We start from the raw sequence: 15,460 nt of genomic DNA, 5'->3' as shown, positions 1-15,460 counted from the left end.
CACAAAAAACGCCGGAGCCACAGGCCCCGGCGCAAATGATCTACGATGTCCCGGCGATCAATCGTCGCGGTGGACTTTTTCCCGACGCTCATGGCGCTCTTGCGCTTCGAGAGTCATGGTCGCAATGGGTCGTGCATCGAGGCGTTTCAGCGAGATCGGATCGCCGGTTTTCTCGCAATACCCGTACTCTCCCTCGTCGATCCGGCGCAGGGCCGAGTCGATCTTGGCCACCAGCTTGCGCTGACGGTCCCGGGTCCGCAGTTCCAGCGCACGGTCGGTCTCTTCGCTTGCGCGATCGGCCACGTCCGGAATGTTGCGGGTGTTGTCCTGAAGACCTTCGATTGTGTCGCGGCTGCCTGCCAAAAGCTCGTTCTTCCAATCCAGCAGCTTGCGACGGAAGTATTCAAGCTGGCGATCATTCATGAACGGTTCATCTTCAGCCGGGCGGTAGTCTTCCGGCAGAAAAACTTCCTGCTTCATTTTTGCTCCCTCGGTATGGGTTGAAACGTCGGTCGCTGTTGTTTCACCTGACATTCGGCACCCCCTTCTGCGGAGCGTGTATCCGACACACAGGCGAATGTCACTACACAAACGTAGCGCTGCCGCGCCGTCACTCCGACCAAACTAAATGCGAGGCTTAAAACAACAAAACCTTGTTTTTTTGTGAACCTCGGCGGGCCATTTAAAGGCAGTTTGCAACCAAAGCGACATTGGAAAGCCTCCGAATCAAGCAAAAGGATTCGGCAGTGTCGCGACATTCGCGCTCTGCGACGCAGCGGTCCGGCTTGTCAAAAACCTGGCCGGTCTGTAACCCGGAGCCAGTTGACCACCCGCATATCGCGCAAAACCAGATGAGGCGCCCATGACCGCACGTTTCCAAAGCACGGCAGAATATGTCGCCACCGATGACCTGACCATCGCCGTGAACGCCGCCGTGACACTGGAACGACCCCTTTTGGTCAAGGGCGAACCCGGCACAGGTAAAACGGAACTGGCCAAGCAGGTCGCCGGCGCGCTGGGGCTGACGATGATCGAATGGAACGTAAAATCCACCACCCGCGCGCAGCAGGGCTTGTACGAATATGACGCGGTCAGCCGCTTGCGGGATAGCCAATTGGGCGAAGAACGCGTGCATGACGTGTCCAACTACATCCGCAAGGGCAAGCTGTGGCAGGCGTTCGAGGCCAATGAAAAGGTGGTTTTGCTGATTGATGAGATCGACAAGGCCGATATCGAGTTTCCAAACGATTTATTGCAGGAGCTCGATAAGATGGAGTTCCACGTCTACGAGACCGGCGCAACCATCAAGGCCAAAAACCGCCCGATTGTCATCATCACGTCGAACAACGAAAAAGAACTGCCCGACGCGTTTTTGCGCCGCTGTTTCTTTCACTACATCCGCTTTCCCGACGAGGCGACGATGCGCCGGATCGTCGACGTGCATCACCCCGGGATCAAGGACGCACTGCTGACCACCGCCTTGACCCAATTCTATGAAATCCGCGAAACGCAGGGTCTGAAGAAAAAGCCTTCGACCTCTGAAGTTCTGGATTGGCTCAAACTGCTGCTGGCGGAGGACCTGACGGCAGAGGACCTCAAGCGCGACGGCGCCAATGCGTTGCCAAAACTGCACGGCGCGTTGCTGAAAAACGAGCAGGATGTGCATTTGTTCGAACGGCTTGCCTTTATGGCGCGCAGCAAACGCTGAATTCCGCCTCTCCGGTTGAACATCAGGTGATGACGGCTTGCCATGCGGCGGGCCGGATGTCAGCATCAGACGACGCGGCTCGGGTTTTCGGGGGCGCGGCCCATAACGCAAAAACTCAGGACACCCGATTGACCAACCCTCCCACAATTCGCCCCCTGCGTCCCGATGACCGGGACCCTTGGTCCGAAATGTGGCGCAGCTATCTGGCCTTTTATGAGACCGAGGTGCCGGACGCGATTTACCAATCGACGTTTGATCGCCTGCTAGGAGATGATCCGCAGGATTTCTGCTGCTGTGTCGCCGAATCTGGCGACCAACTGGTCGGACTGACCCATTACCTGTTTCACCGCCACGCCTGGAAAGTGGAGAATGTGTGTTACCTGCAGGACCTCTATGCCCGGCCCGAGGCGCGCGGCACCGGCGTGGGGCGCGCGCTGATCCAGGCCGTCTATGACGAGGCGGATCGCCGGGGCGCCCCGACGGTTTATTGGCTGACACAGGAGTTCAATCACACAGCGCGTCAGCTTTATGATCGCATCGGCGTTCAGACCCCGTTTATCAAGTACCAACGCCCATGATGCGGCGGGGCGCTCTTGGTCTGGCGATCATTCTGGCGGGTTGCACGACCATCGAAACCATCGAGTTGCCGGAGGACGTCAAATTTGTCGAAGTGACCCTTCCTCCGGCAAAGGCCTTCTCGACCTCACGCCCATCGCCGCCGGCCCGGTCGAACCTGAATATCGCGGCTGACTTCGTGTCCTTGCATTTCGAACTGGAAAGCGGTGCTCAACTACCTGTTTTTACGCGATTTGAGGAACCTGTTACCGTGCGGCTGACAGGCGCGCCAACGCAAAGCATGCAGACCGACCTGACCCGCCTGCTGCGCCGTCTGCAACGCGAAGCCGGAATAGACATCCGCCAGATCCGCGAAGGTCAGGCCAATATCACCATCGAAGCGGTCAGCCAGGAAGAGATTCACCGCATCCTGCCCCAGGCCGCTTGTTTTGTCGTACCCAATGCATCCAGCCTCGAGGAGTACCGACAAGACCGGCGCAAGCGCAAAAGCAGCTGGACCGAACTGCGCAACCGCGAACGGCTGGGCATTTTCATCCCTTACGATGTCAGCCCACAAGAGATGCGCGATTGCCTGCACGAGGAACTGGCGCAGGCCTTGGGGCCTTTGAATGACCTCTACCACCTGCCGGATTCCGTGTTCAACGACGACAACATTCACACCGTCCTGACCGGTTTCGACATGCTCATTCTGCGCGCCGCTTATGCGCCTGAACTGCGCAGCGGCATGACCCGGGAACAGGTTGCAGCCGTCATTCCGGGCGTGCTCAGCCGCCTGAACCCACGAGGCGACACGCTTCCAGTGCAGCCGATCTCGGACACTCCGCGCGCGTGGATCAACGCGATACAGAATTCGCTGGGTCCAGGCCCGGGATCACCGAAACAGATGCGAGCGGCGAGACGAGCGGCGCGGATCGGTCAGCAACAGGGCTGGACCGACCATCGCCGCGCTTATCCACATTACCTGATGGGCCGGATGATCCAGTTCGACGACCCCGAAGAGGCGCAGCGCCAGTATGAGATCGCGATGCAGTTCCTGAACGCGACACCCGGAACTGAAGTTCATCGGGCCCACGTGACGGCTCAGACATCCTCGTTTGCACTGGCGCGCGATCAGGGTCCCAGCGTTTTACCCGAGTTAAATGACGCCATTGACGTGATGACACGCGCCGAGAACGCATCGCTCCTTGCAACGTTGCTGCTGCTGAAATCCGAGGCGCTAAAACAGGCTGGCCAGACACAGCAGGCACGTGCGGTCAGGGTGGACAGTCTGGGGTGGGCGCGATACGGCTTTGGCTCGGATCTGGTGGCACGGTCTCTTGTGCAGGACGCCGCGATCAGGCAACCGGACAGCAGCACAGACGGGTGAGACAACAATGTTAGTGGTTCTGGGAATGGCGATAATTGGGGCAATCCTGGGCGCGATGACCGCAAAAAAACGCAATGGCAATGCGGCTGATATGGCCCAATATGCCGCCGGGTATGGGATCGCCTTTGCCCTGCTGGGTCTGATCCTGTCGATGGTGCTGGTCCGTCTGGTGTTTTGACCGAATGTTTCTGCCCTTCTTCGATAACCTTCGCAAATCTGGCATTCCGGTCTCGCTGCGCGAGTACCTGACCTTTCTGGAGGGCATGAAGAAGGGTCTTGCAACCTACGATGTCGAGGCGTTCTACTATCTTGCCCGCGTGTCGATGGTGAAGGATGAGCGCAACATCGACAAGTTCGACCGCGCGTTTGCCGCCAGTTTTGAGGGGCTGGATGAGATCAGCTTTGATCAGGTGCTCGAAGCGGTCGATATCCCCGCCGACTGGCTTGCCAAAATGGCCGAAAAGCACCTTACCGATGAAGAAAAGACCGAGATCGAAGCGCTGGGTGGTTTTGAGAAACTGATGGAAACGCTGCGCGAGCGTCTCAAGGACCAGCAGGGGCGCCATCAGGGCGGCAACAAGTGGATCGGCACCGCCGGAACCTCTCCGTTCGGGGCCTACGGCTACAATCCCGAAGGCGTGCGCATTGGTCAGAAGGAAAGCCGCCATCAGCGCGCGGTCAAAGTCTGGGACAAACGCGAATTCAGGAACCTGGACGACACAGTTGAACTGGGGACCCGCAACATCAAGGTCGCCCTGAAGCGCTTGCGCCGCTGGGCCCGTGAAGGCGCGGCGGAAGAGTTGGACCTCGACGGCACCATTCGCGCGACGGCGGAACATGGCTATCTGGACGTCAAAACCCGCCCCGAACGGCACAACGCCGTCAAAGTTCTGCTGTTTCTGGACGTCGGCGGCTCGATGGACCCGCATATCAAAGTGGTCGAAGAATTGTTCTCGGCCGCACGGACAGAGTTTAAACACCTGGAATACTACTACTTCCACAACTGCCTCTACGAAGGCGTTTGGCGCGACAACCGCCGCCGCTGGGATCAACAGACCCCGACCCATGAAGTCCTGCGCACTTACGGCCCGGATTACAAATGCATCTTTGTCGGCGACGCGTCGATGAGCCCTTATGAGATCGCTTATCCAGGCGGTGCGAACGAACACTGGAATCAGGAATCCGGTCAGGTCTGGCTGAATCGGGCGCGCGATCAGTGGACCTCGAATATCTGGATCAACCCCGTACCCGACAAGTACTGGGGCTACACCCATTCTATCGGCATGATTCAGGAAATCTTTGAGAACAGAATGGTACCCATGACGCTGGCGGGTTTGGAACAAGGTATGCGCGAGCTGACCCGGTAGCACGTGCTGATACTTTCTTCTTGACCTCAACCTAGGTTGAGGACTGACGGTTGCCGCGTCAAATCACAGTAGAAGTAAGAGATTTCACGTGCACGTCCTCACAATTCTTGATCATCCTGGCCCGAATTCGTTCACCGCCGCGAGTGCCGCGCAACTCATCGCGGGTGCCAAAGCGGCGGGCCACACCACCGAGCTTGCGGATTTACATGCCGAGGGTTTTGATCCGCGCTGGTCGATGGCTGATATTGAAAGGGACGAAAACGCCGAGGCCCCGCCCGATGTTGTGACCGAGCAGGACCGGATCGCCCGCGCCGACGCCATTTGCCTCGCCTTCCCTCTGTTCTGGTGGGGCATGCCATCCATGATGAAAGGCTGGGTTGATCGGGTCTGGGCCTGGGGTTGGGCCTATGACCAGTTGGACGACCGGGAAAAATCCCTGCAAAAACCAAGGTCTGGAATACTACTGATCCCAGCGGGCGCGCGTTCAGATGAAATGGAAGCCGCCGGATACCAAAATGCCCTTGAAACCATATGGACCCAGGGCACATTTGGCTATTTTGGGCTTTCCCCTCGAAAAATCGAGGTTCTCCATGGCGCGACAGGATCTGCGAAACGGCGACAGGCGCTGTTGGACAGAAGCTATGAAATAGGGTTTGGCTTGCCATCGCCACGGCGAGACTAGACGCATCCCCGACAAGTAAGGCCTTTGGCAAGGCGTGCCGAGCTCACAACACCCTGAGACCCGACCTCATTGCATGCGTCCTGCGCTGGTTGATGTCTGAGAGACAGGAAATGAGCAGTCCTCAAGAAAAACGTGAGCCGCATCTGGCGCGCATTATGTCTGCTTTGGTCCAGACTTGGATAGGTTTAACGACTGCACTTCATTTCTCTTTCGAGTGAGGAGATAAACCGACCGAACATGTTCGTTTTCAGGCTCTGAGACGGGGCAATAGGCGGGGGGTTTGGGCGGCGTAAGCCTCCCATTCTTCCCCGAATTGCTCGGCCATCATTTGCTCTTCCGGCCCAAGGCGAACGGCGTATAGCAGAGCAAAAATTACAAACCCCGTCGGGCCAGCCACCCAGTTCGTCAACAAAAGCGCCTGAGCGAAAGTGATCAGAAAAATCGCTGTGTACATCGGGTGCCGCATCCGGCTGTAAATGCCGTGCGTTACCAAAACATGCTGTTCGCGCAATTCCAGATGCGCTGACCAGAATGCGCCAAGATCCGCGTGAGAGCGCCAGAAGCAGTATAGACCCACCAGCGCCGCCGCTCCTCCCAACAAGAATTGACCTGGTAGGGCTGAATAGGCCGCAAAATCAAACAACGGTGTCGCCAGTGCGATCAGCGGCAGGAATATCATCCCAACGGCCACTGACGCGGTCAGCAGCCGCTCACGCCGTGCATCCCGCTCCTGCTGCACTTGAAGGGGCACAGAGTCCGTAAGGTAAATGCGAATAGTGTACCAGGCCGCCACAAGCCCGATGACGACCACCGTCTCATACGGAGCGCCGCGCCAAATCGCTGCGATGGTGACCATAATCAAGATGGCATATGGGATGAGTTTACCGACCATATTCGTCCTCTTTCTCGGGTTGGGAGAAGCTGGCGATCTTTCTGCTGGCCGATTATGCAAATGTAGGTCAGGTGCGAGGCGCTCTCAACTGTTTCGACCCAAAGGAGGCGGGCGTCCTGTCGCAGGTCGAGATCGAAACACATGTGGGAGGGTTCCTTGTCAAAACACGGCTCACCCCCGCGAACTGGCTTTGAACTTTTCATTTGCTCTTGTCGCACGGCAAACCCATATCTAGATCATGTTGCGCCTCACCCCGATCCTTTTGGCCATTGCCTACGCCTTTGTTATGTACCGGATATCCGTCTGGCGCACGCATCGTGAGCTGGATCAGAAATCGACCGAATTAGCCGATCCGGCGCTGAAGCGCATGACGGATCGGCTGGCGGCGGCGCTCGAGGTGTCGCGGGTGCCCGTCTACATTTATGAAATTGATCCGGTGAACGGGTTGGCCGCGCCGGATGGGCGCATTTTCATCACGCGCGGCTTTTACCGCAAATTCCGAAATGGTGAGGTTTCAGCCGAGGAAATGGCCAGCGTGATCGCGCACGAATTGGGGCATGTGGCCTTGGGTCATGCGCGGCGGCGGATGATCGACTTTTCCGGGCAAAATGCCATGCGGACTGCTCTGATCATGGTCCTGAACCGGTTCATTCCGTTTATCGGGGCGATCATCGCCAACGCGCTGACGTCGCTTTTGGCCTCGCGCCTTTCGCGCGCGGATGAGTATGAGGCGGATGAATATGCCGCTGCGCTGCTGACCAAGGCCGGGATCGGCATCGGACCCCAGAAATCCCTGTTTCACAAGCTTGAGGACCTGACGGAGCAGCGTGCGGGGATGGTTCCCGCTTGGTTGATGAGCCATCCGAAGACGGACGAGCGCATTGCCGCGCTTGAGGTCCTTGAGCAACGCTGGACACGCGGCTGATCGCAGGGTGGCGAGAGGCCAGCCTCTCGCGCTCTCCGGGATATTTTTGGCCAGATGAAGGAGATCCCATTATTGGCCCAGCGCTTTGCCAAGGCGCGGTAGGCGGGCTTTTTTCATCAGCGCGCGCATGGTCCATTCAGATCCGGACAAGCGGTTTGCCTCACGACAAACGCGGGCTGCGACACCTGTGATGCCGTCAGGATCCGTCAACCAGATCGCATGTAAAAAGCCGTCAGGATCGTGGCGGTGCAAACCTTCCTCGGCCAGAATGTGCTTTGGAAAGTCCTTGGCATTAACGGTGATGATCGCATCCGCAGACGCCGCGATGGCGGTGGCCAGAACGTGGATATCGGCGCTGTCGGGCAACCACAGGCGCTGCTCCAGCCCCGGTTTGGGTGCGCGCTCGGCGTCGGGCCAGTTGGCCTGCGTCAGGGCGATTTCAGCGCGGGCCTGCGCCTCGCCCTCGGGCCCAAGCTTTCGGGCAGCGCGGGCCCATTCTTCAAGGATGCGCGCTGACCAGATGGGTGTGAAATGCCCGAGGCTGGCCGCGCCCAGCAGCATCTCTCGCATCACGGTCGGGTAAATGACGCAGGTATCCAGAACCGCCTTCACAACCGGTAGAACACGGCTTTGAGATATCCACTCTCGGCCAGTTGCGGCAGTTGCGGGTGATCGGGACCTGCAAAGCCGGTATGGATCAGCTGCGCCTGCCGCCCGGCGCGCCCGATGCCACGGGATGAAGCATCGCGAAACCGCCCCAGATCCGCTGCGTGAGAGCATGAACACACACCCAGATACCCGCCCGGTTTGACCAAAGGCGCGGCCAGACGCGCGATACGCTCGTAAGCGCGCAACCCGGCATCCAGCGCCTGTCTGGACGGCGCGAAGGCCGGCGGATCGCAGATGACAACATCGAATTGCACCGCTTCTTCTGCCAATTGTGACAGCGCCTCAAATGCATCGCCCTGCCGGGTTTGAAACCGATCCGAAAACCCCGAGACCTCGGCACCTTTCTTGGCCAGCGCCAAAGCCGCCGCTGATCCGTCGACAGCAAGCGCCTGTGCCGCGCCGCCCGCCAGCATGGCCAGCCCAAACCCACCGACATGGCTGAAGACGTCCAGAACCTGCGCTTCGTGGTGCACCAGCCGCGCAGCAAACGCATGATTGGGACGCTGGTCGTAAAACAGCCCGGTCTTTTGTCCTTCGGTAAGGTCCGCCATGTAAGTCGCGCCATTCATTGGCACGGGCAACGGTGCGTCCGGCGCAGGTCCACGTAGGGTCAGGTTTACGTCGTCGAGACCCTCAAGGCTGCGGGTGCGGCCGGATGCATTCTTGAGCACGGTTGTGGCACCCGTGACGGCGACCACTGCCTCCGCAATCATCTCGAGATGTGCTTCGGCCCAGGCCGCATTCGGTTGGATCACGCAGACGTCGCCAAAGCGGTCGATGATGACACCGGGAAATCCATCCGCCTCCGCGTGGATGAGCCGGTAATATGGCGCCTCGTACAATTGCGCACGCATTTCAACCGCGCGTTTCAAACGGGTTTCGAACCAGTTTTTATTCAGGTCCGCATCGAGATCGCGATCCAAAACCCGACACATGATCTTGGAAACCGGATTGACCGCCACCAGCGCGATGGGTGCGCGTTTGTCATCTTCGAGCACCGCCAGCGCACCGGGCGCAAGCTTGCGCGTGCGGCGATCGGTGACGATATCGTTGGCATAGACCCATGGGAACCCGTGCCGCAGACCGCGCGCGTCGGCTTTGGGTTTAAGACGGATGCGGGGGCGGTCGATTTGCGCGGCTTGAGTCATGACGCCCTCTTAATCGCCAAGCCGAGGATGGGAAAGCCCCGATGGCTTAGCGGTCGCGGGCGCGCCACCCACCACGCCGCTTGGGCGCCTGTGCAGACTGAAGCCCTTCAGCCAGCACCTGCGTCATCGGGTGGTCCGCATCCTGTGCGCAATACGCACGATGCAAGTCCTTCAGGGCCTGTTTCTGATCCAGCCCGTCCGGCAGGCTGAGCGCCCAATCCAGAAAAATGCTACGGCATTCGGGCAAGGCGATGCCGTCAATGCGATAGGCTTCGCAGATCAGCCCCTTGGGGTCGTTGGGATCACTGCTGCGCGCCATCATCGCTCTCCTTAATCACGCCACCGATCAGTTCGGCGGCGGTCGTGTAACTGTCCTGCAACGCGGCCTGTAACTGATCGACCTGTTCAAAACCCGTGGCCCGGCACAGAAAGGCCGCGCCGCCTTCGCCGATTTTGTCGGCCTCTATCACTTTGCCGGACAACAGACGGGCCGCACATTGCACGGACCAGCATAGGTCATAGCAGTCTTTCAGCGTTTGTGCCTGCGCGACATTCAGCAACCCGGCAGCGACCGCCCCGTCCAGACCCGAATGCACATCGCGCTGCGCCACACCGGACAGCAACGCGCCGGTTTCGGCCATCAGTTCGATATCCATCAGGCGGCCTGCGCCATTCTTGGCGTCCCATGGTCCGGCTGGCGATTTGGCCGCCGCCAGTCGGGTGCGCATCTCGGCAACGTCGTGCAGTACTTTTTCGGGATCGCGCGGATGCAACAGGAATTCGGCGCGAAAGCTCTCAATGTCTTCGCCCAGACCGATGTCACCGGCCACCACATGCGCACGGGTCAGGGCAAGGTGTTCCCAGACCCAGGCCTCGTTTTGCTGATAATTGGTGAAACTGGCCCAGCTGGTCGCGACCGGTCCCTGATTGCCTGACGGGCGCAGCCGCATATCGACTTCGTACAACCGCCCGTGAGACATCGGTGCCGACAATGCGGTGATCAGCGCCTGGGTGAACCTTGCGTAATAGGTCCGGGTGGCCAGAGGCCGCGGCCCGTCTGACATGTCCTGATCCTGCGGGTCGTAGATCACAATCATGTCCAGATCGGATTGCGAATTGATCCGCCCGGCCCCGATGGACCCCATCCCCAGAACAGTAGCCCCACGCCCCGGTGCAGGCCCATGTTTGTGGGCGAAATTGGCGGCTACATGCGGAAAAATCGCGGCAATGACCGCGCGCGCAAGCTCGGCATACTGACGCCCCGCCTGCGCGCCATCGATCAACCCGCGCAAATGGTGCACACCGACCCGAAAATGCCATTCCTTGCACCAGCGACGCGCAAGATCCAGTTGGGTTTCATAGTCGGTTTCCGCAGACAGTGCCTGCGACAGCTCAGACTGCAAGGCCGCCTGCCCCGGCCAATCAGCAAAGAAACTGCCGCCGATCACCGCGTCAAACACCAGTGCATTGCGCGACAGGTGAGAGGCCAGCGCATGTGATGTGCCGACAATGTCGATCAGCAGATCGATCAGGTGCGGATTGGCCTCGAACAGGGAAAACAGCTGCACCCCGGCCGGCAACCCGGCGAGAAAGCCATCAAGGGCCTGCAACGCCTCTTCGGGTTGCGCGGTTTTGGCGAGGCGCGACAGAATTTCGGGTTTGAGCCGGTCAAATATCCGCCGACCGCGTTGTGAGCGCAGGGCGGGATAGGTTGTCCATCGCGCCAGAACGCCCTTGTCAAAATCAACCTCTTGCGTGGGCGTTGGCCGGGTGGCGTGGCCGGGGGCAAAGAACCCTTCGGTCAGGTCGTGCACCTCGGTCAGGCGATGTGTCAGATCGCGGGTCAGGTCGGCGCGGCTGATGCCCATCAGACAGGCGATGCGTTCGATCCCGTCTTCGGATTGCGGTACTTTGTGGGTCTGTGCGTCATGCACCATCTGGATGCGATGTTCGACCTCGCGATGGGCGCGGTAGTGATCGGTAAGCTTGGTTGTGACCTCTTCAGGCACCCATCCCTTGGCAGCCAAAGCAGACAGCCCCGCAACCGTGCCGCTCACCCGCAAATCCGGATCACGCCCCCCTGCGATCAACTGTCGGGTCTGCGTGAAAAACTCGATCTCGCGAATTCCGCCCTGCCCCAGCTTCATGTCATGTCCGGGGATTGTAAGCGCGCCGCCGGTACCCTTGGTTTCCCGAATCCGCAGGCGCATGCCGTGGGCGTCCTGAATCGCGGCAAAATCCAGATGACGCCGCCAGATAAACGGCCGCAATACCTCAAGAAACCGATCACCGGCTGCGATGTCACCAGCGCAGGGGCGCGCCTTGATATAGGCGGCGCGTTCCCAGGTGCGGCCCAGGCTTTCATAATAGCGCTCGGCGGCCTCCATCGCGATGCAGACTGGGGTAACCGCCGGGTCGGGACGCAAGCGCAGGTCGGTGCGAAAGACGTAGCCATCGGCCGTTTTGTCGCTGAGTGTGGCGCAAAAATTCCGTGTGGCGCGCACCATGGCGTGGCGCGCGTCGTAAAAGTCATCGGGGTCGAAGCGGGTCTCGTCAAACAAAACGATCAGATCGATGTCCGAGCTGTAATTCAGCTCATGCGCGCCCATCTTGCCCATGGCCAGCACCACCATTCCGGCCGCTGTTTCCACGTCGTCCGTGGTCATACCGGGCAATTTACCGCGCCGCACCAGGGCAGCGATCTCTGCCTTGGCTGCCAGATCGACGGCCATCCCGCCAAAATCGGTCAGCGCCGCCGTCACTTTCTCCAGGGGCCAGGCGCCTGCCAGATCGGCCAGCGCCGTCAATAAAGCAACGCGCCGTTTGGCCAACCGCAAACCGGGTTTCAACTGATCCGGAGGTAGGTCCTGCGCGGCGGCCATCACCTTGGCCAACGCTGTATCGGGGCGTTGCAGTGCGCTTGGCAGCCAAGCAGCTTCTTGCTCAATGAGCCCCTTGAGGTAAGGGCTTGTCCCTGCTGCTCCGGCAATCAGTACGGCCTGCTCTGCCGGCAAATCCGGCACCAGCCCGCGCGCCTCCGCCCCCAGAGCGGGGTCAAACGCACGTGGCAGGCGGGTAATGGCTAGGGCATCGGTCATGGGCGCAACCTGCGCATTGCGGCGCCGCCGGGTCAATGGGTCAATCTGCGTCGAGGGGCGTGTCCTGACTGAAACTGTTGACCCAGACCTCGTTCCGCCGTTCCCAGAGCGACGAAATCAGCATCGCCTCCCAATCCGCGGCACCCGGCCTTTGATAATCGGCGCGATAGGACAGCAGCACAATATCAGGGGTCAGCACCATGAGTTTGGCCTCGCTCAACTCAAACCGCGCCATGGTCGGCGCATCTGCGAACTGACCCACATGGTCGTCCCGGTTGGCGAAGCCCGACGGATAAACGCCCAGAAAGTCCGGGCTGAGCAAGGCTCGATCCGCTTCGGCATTTCCGTCGACCAGCGCGGCCCAGACCTGCTTTTCCAGATCGAGCATTTCATCCAGCGTCGGGGCGGGGTTTTGTTCCTTCATCGTCATGCCCGCACCCTGCGTTTGATCCGGTTTCAGGTCAACCACAGCGAAAAATGTAAATCTTTTTCACATCCCCCCTTGCAACACGCAGGCGGACCCCCACATAGACAATGTGAAAAGAGTTTACATCTACCTGGAGAGCCTACATGACCGCACTGTCCAACCCCACAGTTCCCCATAACCCTGGATGGTTCTATCGGGCCGAGGCCTGGATGGACGATAAGGGCAAAGGCGCCTGGATCGCCGCCATGGTGCTTGGATTCATCTTTTTCTGGCCCATCGGCCTCGCCCTACTGGCCTATATGATCTGGAGTAAACGCATGTTCAGCAAGTCCTGCAGCCGCCGCAAATCGTGGCAATGCCACATGAGCGCAATGAAGCCGTCAGGCAACAGCGCGTTTGACGCCTACAAGTCCGACACTCTGGCGCGTCTTGAGCGCGAACAGCAGGACTTCGAAGCCTTTCTGCACCGCCTGCGTGAGGCCAAAGACAAGGCCGAGTTCGACCAATTCATGGACGAACGCGCCCGCGAGAACAAAGACGAAGATGACAAAGGCGAAACTGCCTGATGCCTCTTGCCCTGTCCCGGTGTTTCGGGACAGGGTAACCCGACCTTTTTATCCGGACCCAAAGATATGACCCATTTGCCCGATCCCGATCGCCAACCCGAATTCTATCGCTCGGTGGCGACCAAGCGCTTTGTCGCGTGGCTGTTCGATATCGCCTTTATCTCGCTGCTGTGTACGGTGGCGATCCTGTTTACGCTCGGATTTGGGGTTTTTATCCTTGCGTTGATTTACGCGGTCGTGAGCTTTGTCTATCGCGTGATAACCATCTCCAGCGGATCGGCGACGCTGGGCATGCGCTTCATGGGAATTGAGCTGCGGGACTCGTTTGGTGAGAAACTGGATACAGGCAAAGCTGTCGCCCATACGGCCGGGTATTTCATCAGCATGGCGTTTCCGGTCATTCAGATTGTCTCGGTGATCATGATGCTGACCAGCGCCCGCTGTCAGGGCCTGACCGACGCTTTCCTGGGCACGGTTATGATCAATCAGCGCGCGTGATTTCGTCTCATAGCAAACCACTTGGCGGCCCTAAAAACCGTTGCTATCATCGGCTCCGAGGCTACATGGGACATTCATGCGACACACGCTGCCAATTGCGCCACAATTCTATGTGACGGCACCCCAGCCCTGCCCCTATCTGGATGGCAGGATGGAGCGTAAACTGTTCACCGCATTGCAAGGCGAAGGCGCGGATCAGCTCAATAACTCCTTGTCTCAACAGGGATTCCGCCGGTCGCAAAATGTTCTGTACCGCCCGTCCTGCACGGATTGTGCAGCCTGCCTGTCGGCCCGGATTGATGTCTCGGCCTTCCGTCCAACCAAAAGCCAGAAACGCGCCGCCAAGCGCAATGGCTATCTGAAACGCCGGGCGACCTCACCCTGGGCGACAGACGAGCAATACGACCTGTTCCGTCACTATCTCGATTCCCGCCACGCGGATGGCGGCATGGCGGATATGGACGTATTCGAATTTGCCGCGATGATCGAGGAAACCCCGATCCGCAGCCGGATCGTGGAGTATACGGATCCCAAAAGTGGCGACCTGATCGCCGTTAGCCTGACCGATGTCCTCGATGACGGGCTGAGCATGGTGTATTCGTTCTACGATCCGCAGCAGCCGCAGAGCTCGCTGGGCACCTATATGATTCTGGATCACCTTGAAATCGCCCGCGAGGCGAACCTGCCCTATGTCTATTTGGGGTATTGGGTGCCGGGCAGTCCCAAAATGGGATACAAAGCCAAGTTTTCTGGGCTTGAGGCCTATGTTCAGGGCGCATGGCAGAAAGTGAGCGATCCGTCCACCTTCTCAGGCACGGCGCAGCATCCTCTCTCCTCCCCCCCGATTGCGGAACAGGTGGCCAATATCCAATTGCCTGATCGTCATCCCACCAAAGGGTGACCGCAGATGCAGCAGAGCCTTCATGCCGTCACCCTTGTGGTGCCGGACTACGATGACGCCATTGCATTTTACACCGGGACTTTGCGCTTTGAGCTGACGCAGGACATTGATTTGGGCGGTGGCAAGCGCTGGGTTCTGGTGACGCCGCCGGGTTCGACGGGCGGCTCGCTTTTGCTGGCCAAGGCGGACGGTCCCGACCAAATTGCTACAGTCGGCAACCAGACCGGCGGGCGGGTCGGGTTTTTCCTGCAAACCGGGAATTTCGACCGCGACCATACCGAAATGCTGGCGAATGGCGTCGAGTTCGAAGAAGAGCCGCGTCACGAGCCTTATGGGTCCGTTGCCGTTTGGCGCGATCCCTTCGGAAACAGGTGGGATCTGATCCAGTTCTCGTGATTTTCCAAAGACTTGCGTTTACCGGGTTCTAGGTTCTGAACCGGCCCAGAGCACAGGCCAGACATACTCGACTGACCATTTTTTTCGCGACACTGTGTTTGGTGATTACTTTTTGAGCAGTTGAAAACTGATCCGTCGTCACCACCTACGCCTTAACCCGTGCACCAAAGCATGCGTTTGAATTTAGACGGCCAGCATCGCTGGACATAGTTGACGTAACGATTTCGGCATCAGGGTCCCG

At 59.2% G+C, this 15,460-nt stretch carries 18 protein-coding genes; 11 read left to right on the top strand and 7 right to left on the bottom strand.

Features of this window, described 5'->3' with window-relative positions; all coding sequences use genetic code 11:
• Positions 1-57: 57 nt before the first annotated feature.
• A complete protein-coding gene (dksA, locus tag ACR3ES_RS12075) occupies positions 58-480 on the bottom strand; it encodes an RNA polymerase-binding protein DksA (RefSeq protein WP_170432517.1) in 423 nt (140 codons plus the stop codon).
• Between the two features lie 382 nt (positions 481-862).
• Between dksA and ACR3ES_RS12070 the strand changes: the two genes are divergently transcribed.
• The 6 genes from ACR3ES_RS12070 to ACR3ES_RS12045 all read left to right on the top strand — a co-directional run bounded on the left by ACR3ES_RS12070 (position 863) and on the right by ACR3ES_RS12045 (position 5,699).
• Positions 863-1,708 (top strand): AAA family ATPase, encoded by an 846-nt coding sequence (locus ACR3ES_RS12070; RefSeq protein WP_170432520.1) that lies wholly within the window; start codon positions 863-865, stop codon positions 1,706-1,708.
• 128 nt (positions 1,709-1,836) lie between these two features.
• A complete protein-coding gene (locus ACR3ES_RS12065; RefSeq protein WP_480425396.1) occupies positions 1,837-2,286 on the top strand; it encodes an N-acetyltransferase family protein in 450 nt (149 codons plus the stop codon).
• Entirely contained in the window at positions 2,283-3,650 is a 1,368-nt protein-coding gene (locus ACR3ES_RS12060) for a DUF2927 domain-containing protein (protein ID WP_480425394.1), read from the top strand. The genes ACR3ES_RS12065 and ACR3ES_RS12060 overlap by 4 nt, the downstream gene beginning before the upstream one ends.
• A 7-nt stretch (positions 3,651-3,657) precedes the next feature.
• The gene (locus ACR3ES_RS12055) at positions 3,658-3,828 is read left to right on the top strand and encodes a hypothetical protein (RefSeq protein ID WP_170432523.1); all 171 of its coding nucleotides are present in this window, start codon (positions 3,658-3,660) and stop codon (positions 3,826-3,828) included.
• Between the two features lie 4 nt (positions 3,829-3,832).
• On the top strand, positions 3,833-5,017 hold the full coding sequence (locus tag ACR3ES_RS12050) for a vWA domain-containing protein (protein ID WP_170432526.1): 1,185 nt from the start codon (positions 3,833-3,835) through the stop codon (positions 5,015-5,017).
• 88 nt (positions 5,018-5,105) lie between these two features.
• Complete coding sequence (locus ACR3ES_RS12045) at positions 5,106-5,699, top strand: NAD(P)H-dependent oxidoreductase (protein ID WP_170432529.1); 594 nt, start codon at positions 5,106-5,108, stop codon at positions 5,697-5,699.
• 247 nt (positions 5,700-5,946) lie between these two features.
• Here ACR3ES_RS12045 and ACR3ES_RS12040 read toward each other — a convergent pair whose 3' ends face one another.
• Positions 5,947-6,591 carry a protein-S-isoprenylcysteine O-methyltransferase gene (locus ACR3ES_RS12040; protein WP_170432532.1) on the bottom strand — a complete coding sequence of 215 codons (645 nt, stop codon included), beginning with the start codon at positions 6,589-6,591 and terminating at the stop codon, positions 5,947-5,949.
• 238 nt (positions 6,592-6,829) lie between these two features.
• Here ACR3ES_RS12040 and ACR3ES_RS12035 point away from each other — a divergent pair, with 238 nt between their 5' ends.
• Positions 6,830-7,516: a M48 family metallopeptidase gene (locus ACR3ES_RS12035; RefSeq protein WP_170432534.1), complete on the top strand. Its 687-nt coding sequence runs from the start codon at positions 6,830-6,832 to the stop codon at positions 7,514-7,516.
• Positions 7,517-7,585: 69 nt separating this feature from the next.
• Here the strand turns inward: ACR3ES_RS12035 and ACR3ES_RS12030 are convergent, their stop codons facing one another.
• From ACR3ES_RS12030 to ACR3ES_RS12010, 5 genes are read right to left on the bottom strand one after another with little or no spacing between them, the layout of a single operon-like run.
• The gene (locus ACR3ES_RS12030) at positions 7,586-8,128 is read right to left on the bottom strand and encodes an RSP_2648 family PIN domain-containing protein (protein ID WP_170432537.1); all 543 of its coding nucleotides are present in this window, start codon (positions 8,126-8,128) and stop codon (positions 7,586-7,588) included.
• A complete protein-coding gene (locus tag ACR3ES_RS12025; protein WP_170432539.1) occupies positions 8,125-9,333 on the bottom strand; it encodes an RSP_2647 family RNA methyltransferase in 1,209 nt (402 codons plus the stop codon). The genes ACR3ES_RS12030 and ACR3ES_RS12025 overlap by 4 nt, the downstream gene beginning before the upstream one ends.
• 46 nt (positions 9,334-9,379) lie before the next feature.
• Positions 9,380-9,652 (bottom strand): hypothetical protein, encoded by a 273-nt coding sequence (locus ACR3ES_RS12020; protein WP_170432542.1) that lies wholly within the window; start codon positions 9,650-9,652, stop codon positions 9,380-9,382.
• Positions 9,636-12,431, bottom strand: coding sequence for a [protein-PII] uridylyltransferase family protein (locus ACR3ES_RS12015; RefSeq protein ID WP_480425390.1), 2,796 nt, complete (start codon positions 12,429-12,431; stop codon positions 9,636-9,638). Before ACR3ES_RS12015 ends, ACR3ES_RS12020 begins: the two co-directional genes overlap by 17 nt.
• A 40-nt stretch (positions 12,432-12,471) precedes the next feature.
• On the bottom strand, positions 12,472-12,900 hold the full coding sequence (locus ACR3ES_RS12010; protein ID WP_480493361.1) for a DUF4440 domain-containing protein: 429 nt from the start codon (positions 12,898-12,900) through the stop codon (positions 12,472-12,474).
• A 101-nt stretch (positions 12,901-13,001) separates the two neighbouring features.
• Between ACR3ES_RS12010 and ACR3ES_RS12005 the strand changes: the two genes are divergently transcribed.
• The 4 genes from ACR3ES_RS12005 (at position 13,002) to ACR3ES_RS11990 (ending at position 15,219) form a co-directional block, all read left to right on the top strand.
• Positions 13,002-13,424: a DUF2852 domain-containing protein gene (locus tag ACR3ES_RS12005; protein ID WP_170432551.1), complete on the top strand. Its 423-nt coding sequence runs from the start codon at positions 13,002-13,004 to the stop codon at positions 13,422-13,424.
• A gap of 66 nt (positions 13,425-13,490) precedes the next feature.
• A complete protein-coding gene (locus ACR3ES_RS12000; RefSeq protein WP_170432555.1) occupies positions 13,491-13,922 on the top strand; it encodes an RDD family protein in 432 nt (143 codons plus the stop codon).
• A gap of 76 nt (positions 13,923-13,998) precedes the next feature.
• Positions 13,999-14,823: an arginyltransferase gene (locus ACR3ES_RS11995; protein WP_170432558.1), complete on the top strand. Its 825-nt coding sequence runs from the start codon at positions 13,999-14,001 to the stop codon at positions 14,821-14,823.
• Positions 14,824-14,829: 6 nt separating this feature from the next.
• The gene (locus ACR3ES_RS11990) at positions 14,830-15,219 is read left to right on the top strand and encodes a VOC family protein (protein ID WP_170432562.1); all 390 of its coding nucleotides are present in this window, start codon (positions 14,830-14,832) and stop codon (positions 15,217-15,219) included.
• Positions 15,220-15,460: the final 241 nt, after the last annotated feature.

The organism is Ruegeria sp. B1, from assembly GCF_056535885.1.
This window is presented reverse-complemented; position numbering and strand designations above follow the sequence as displayed.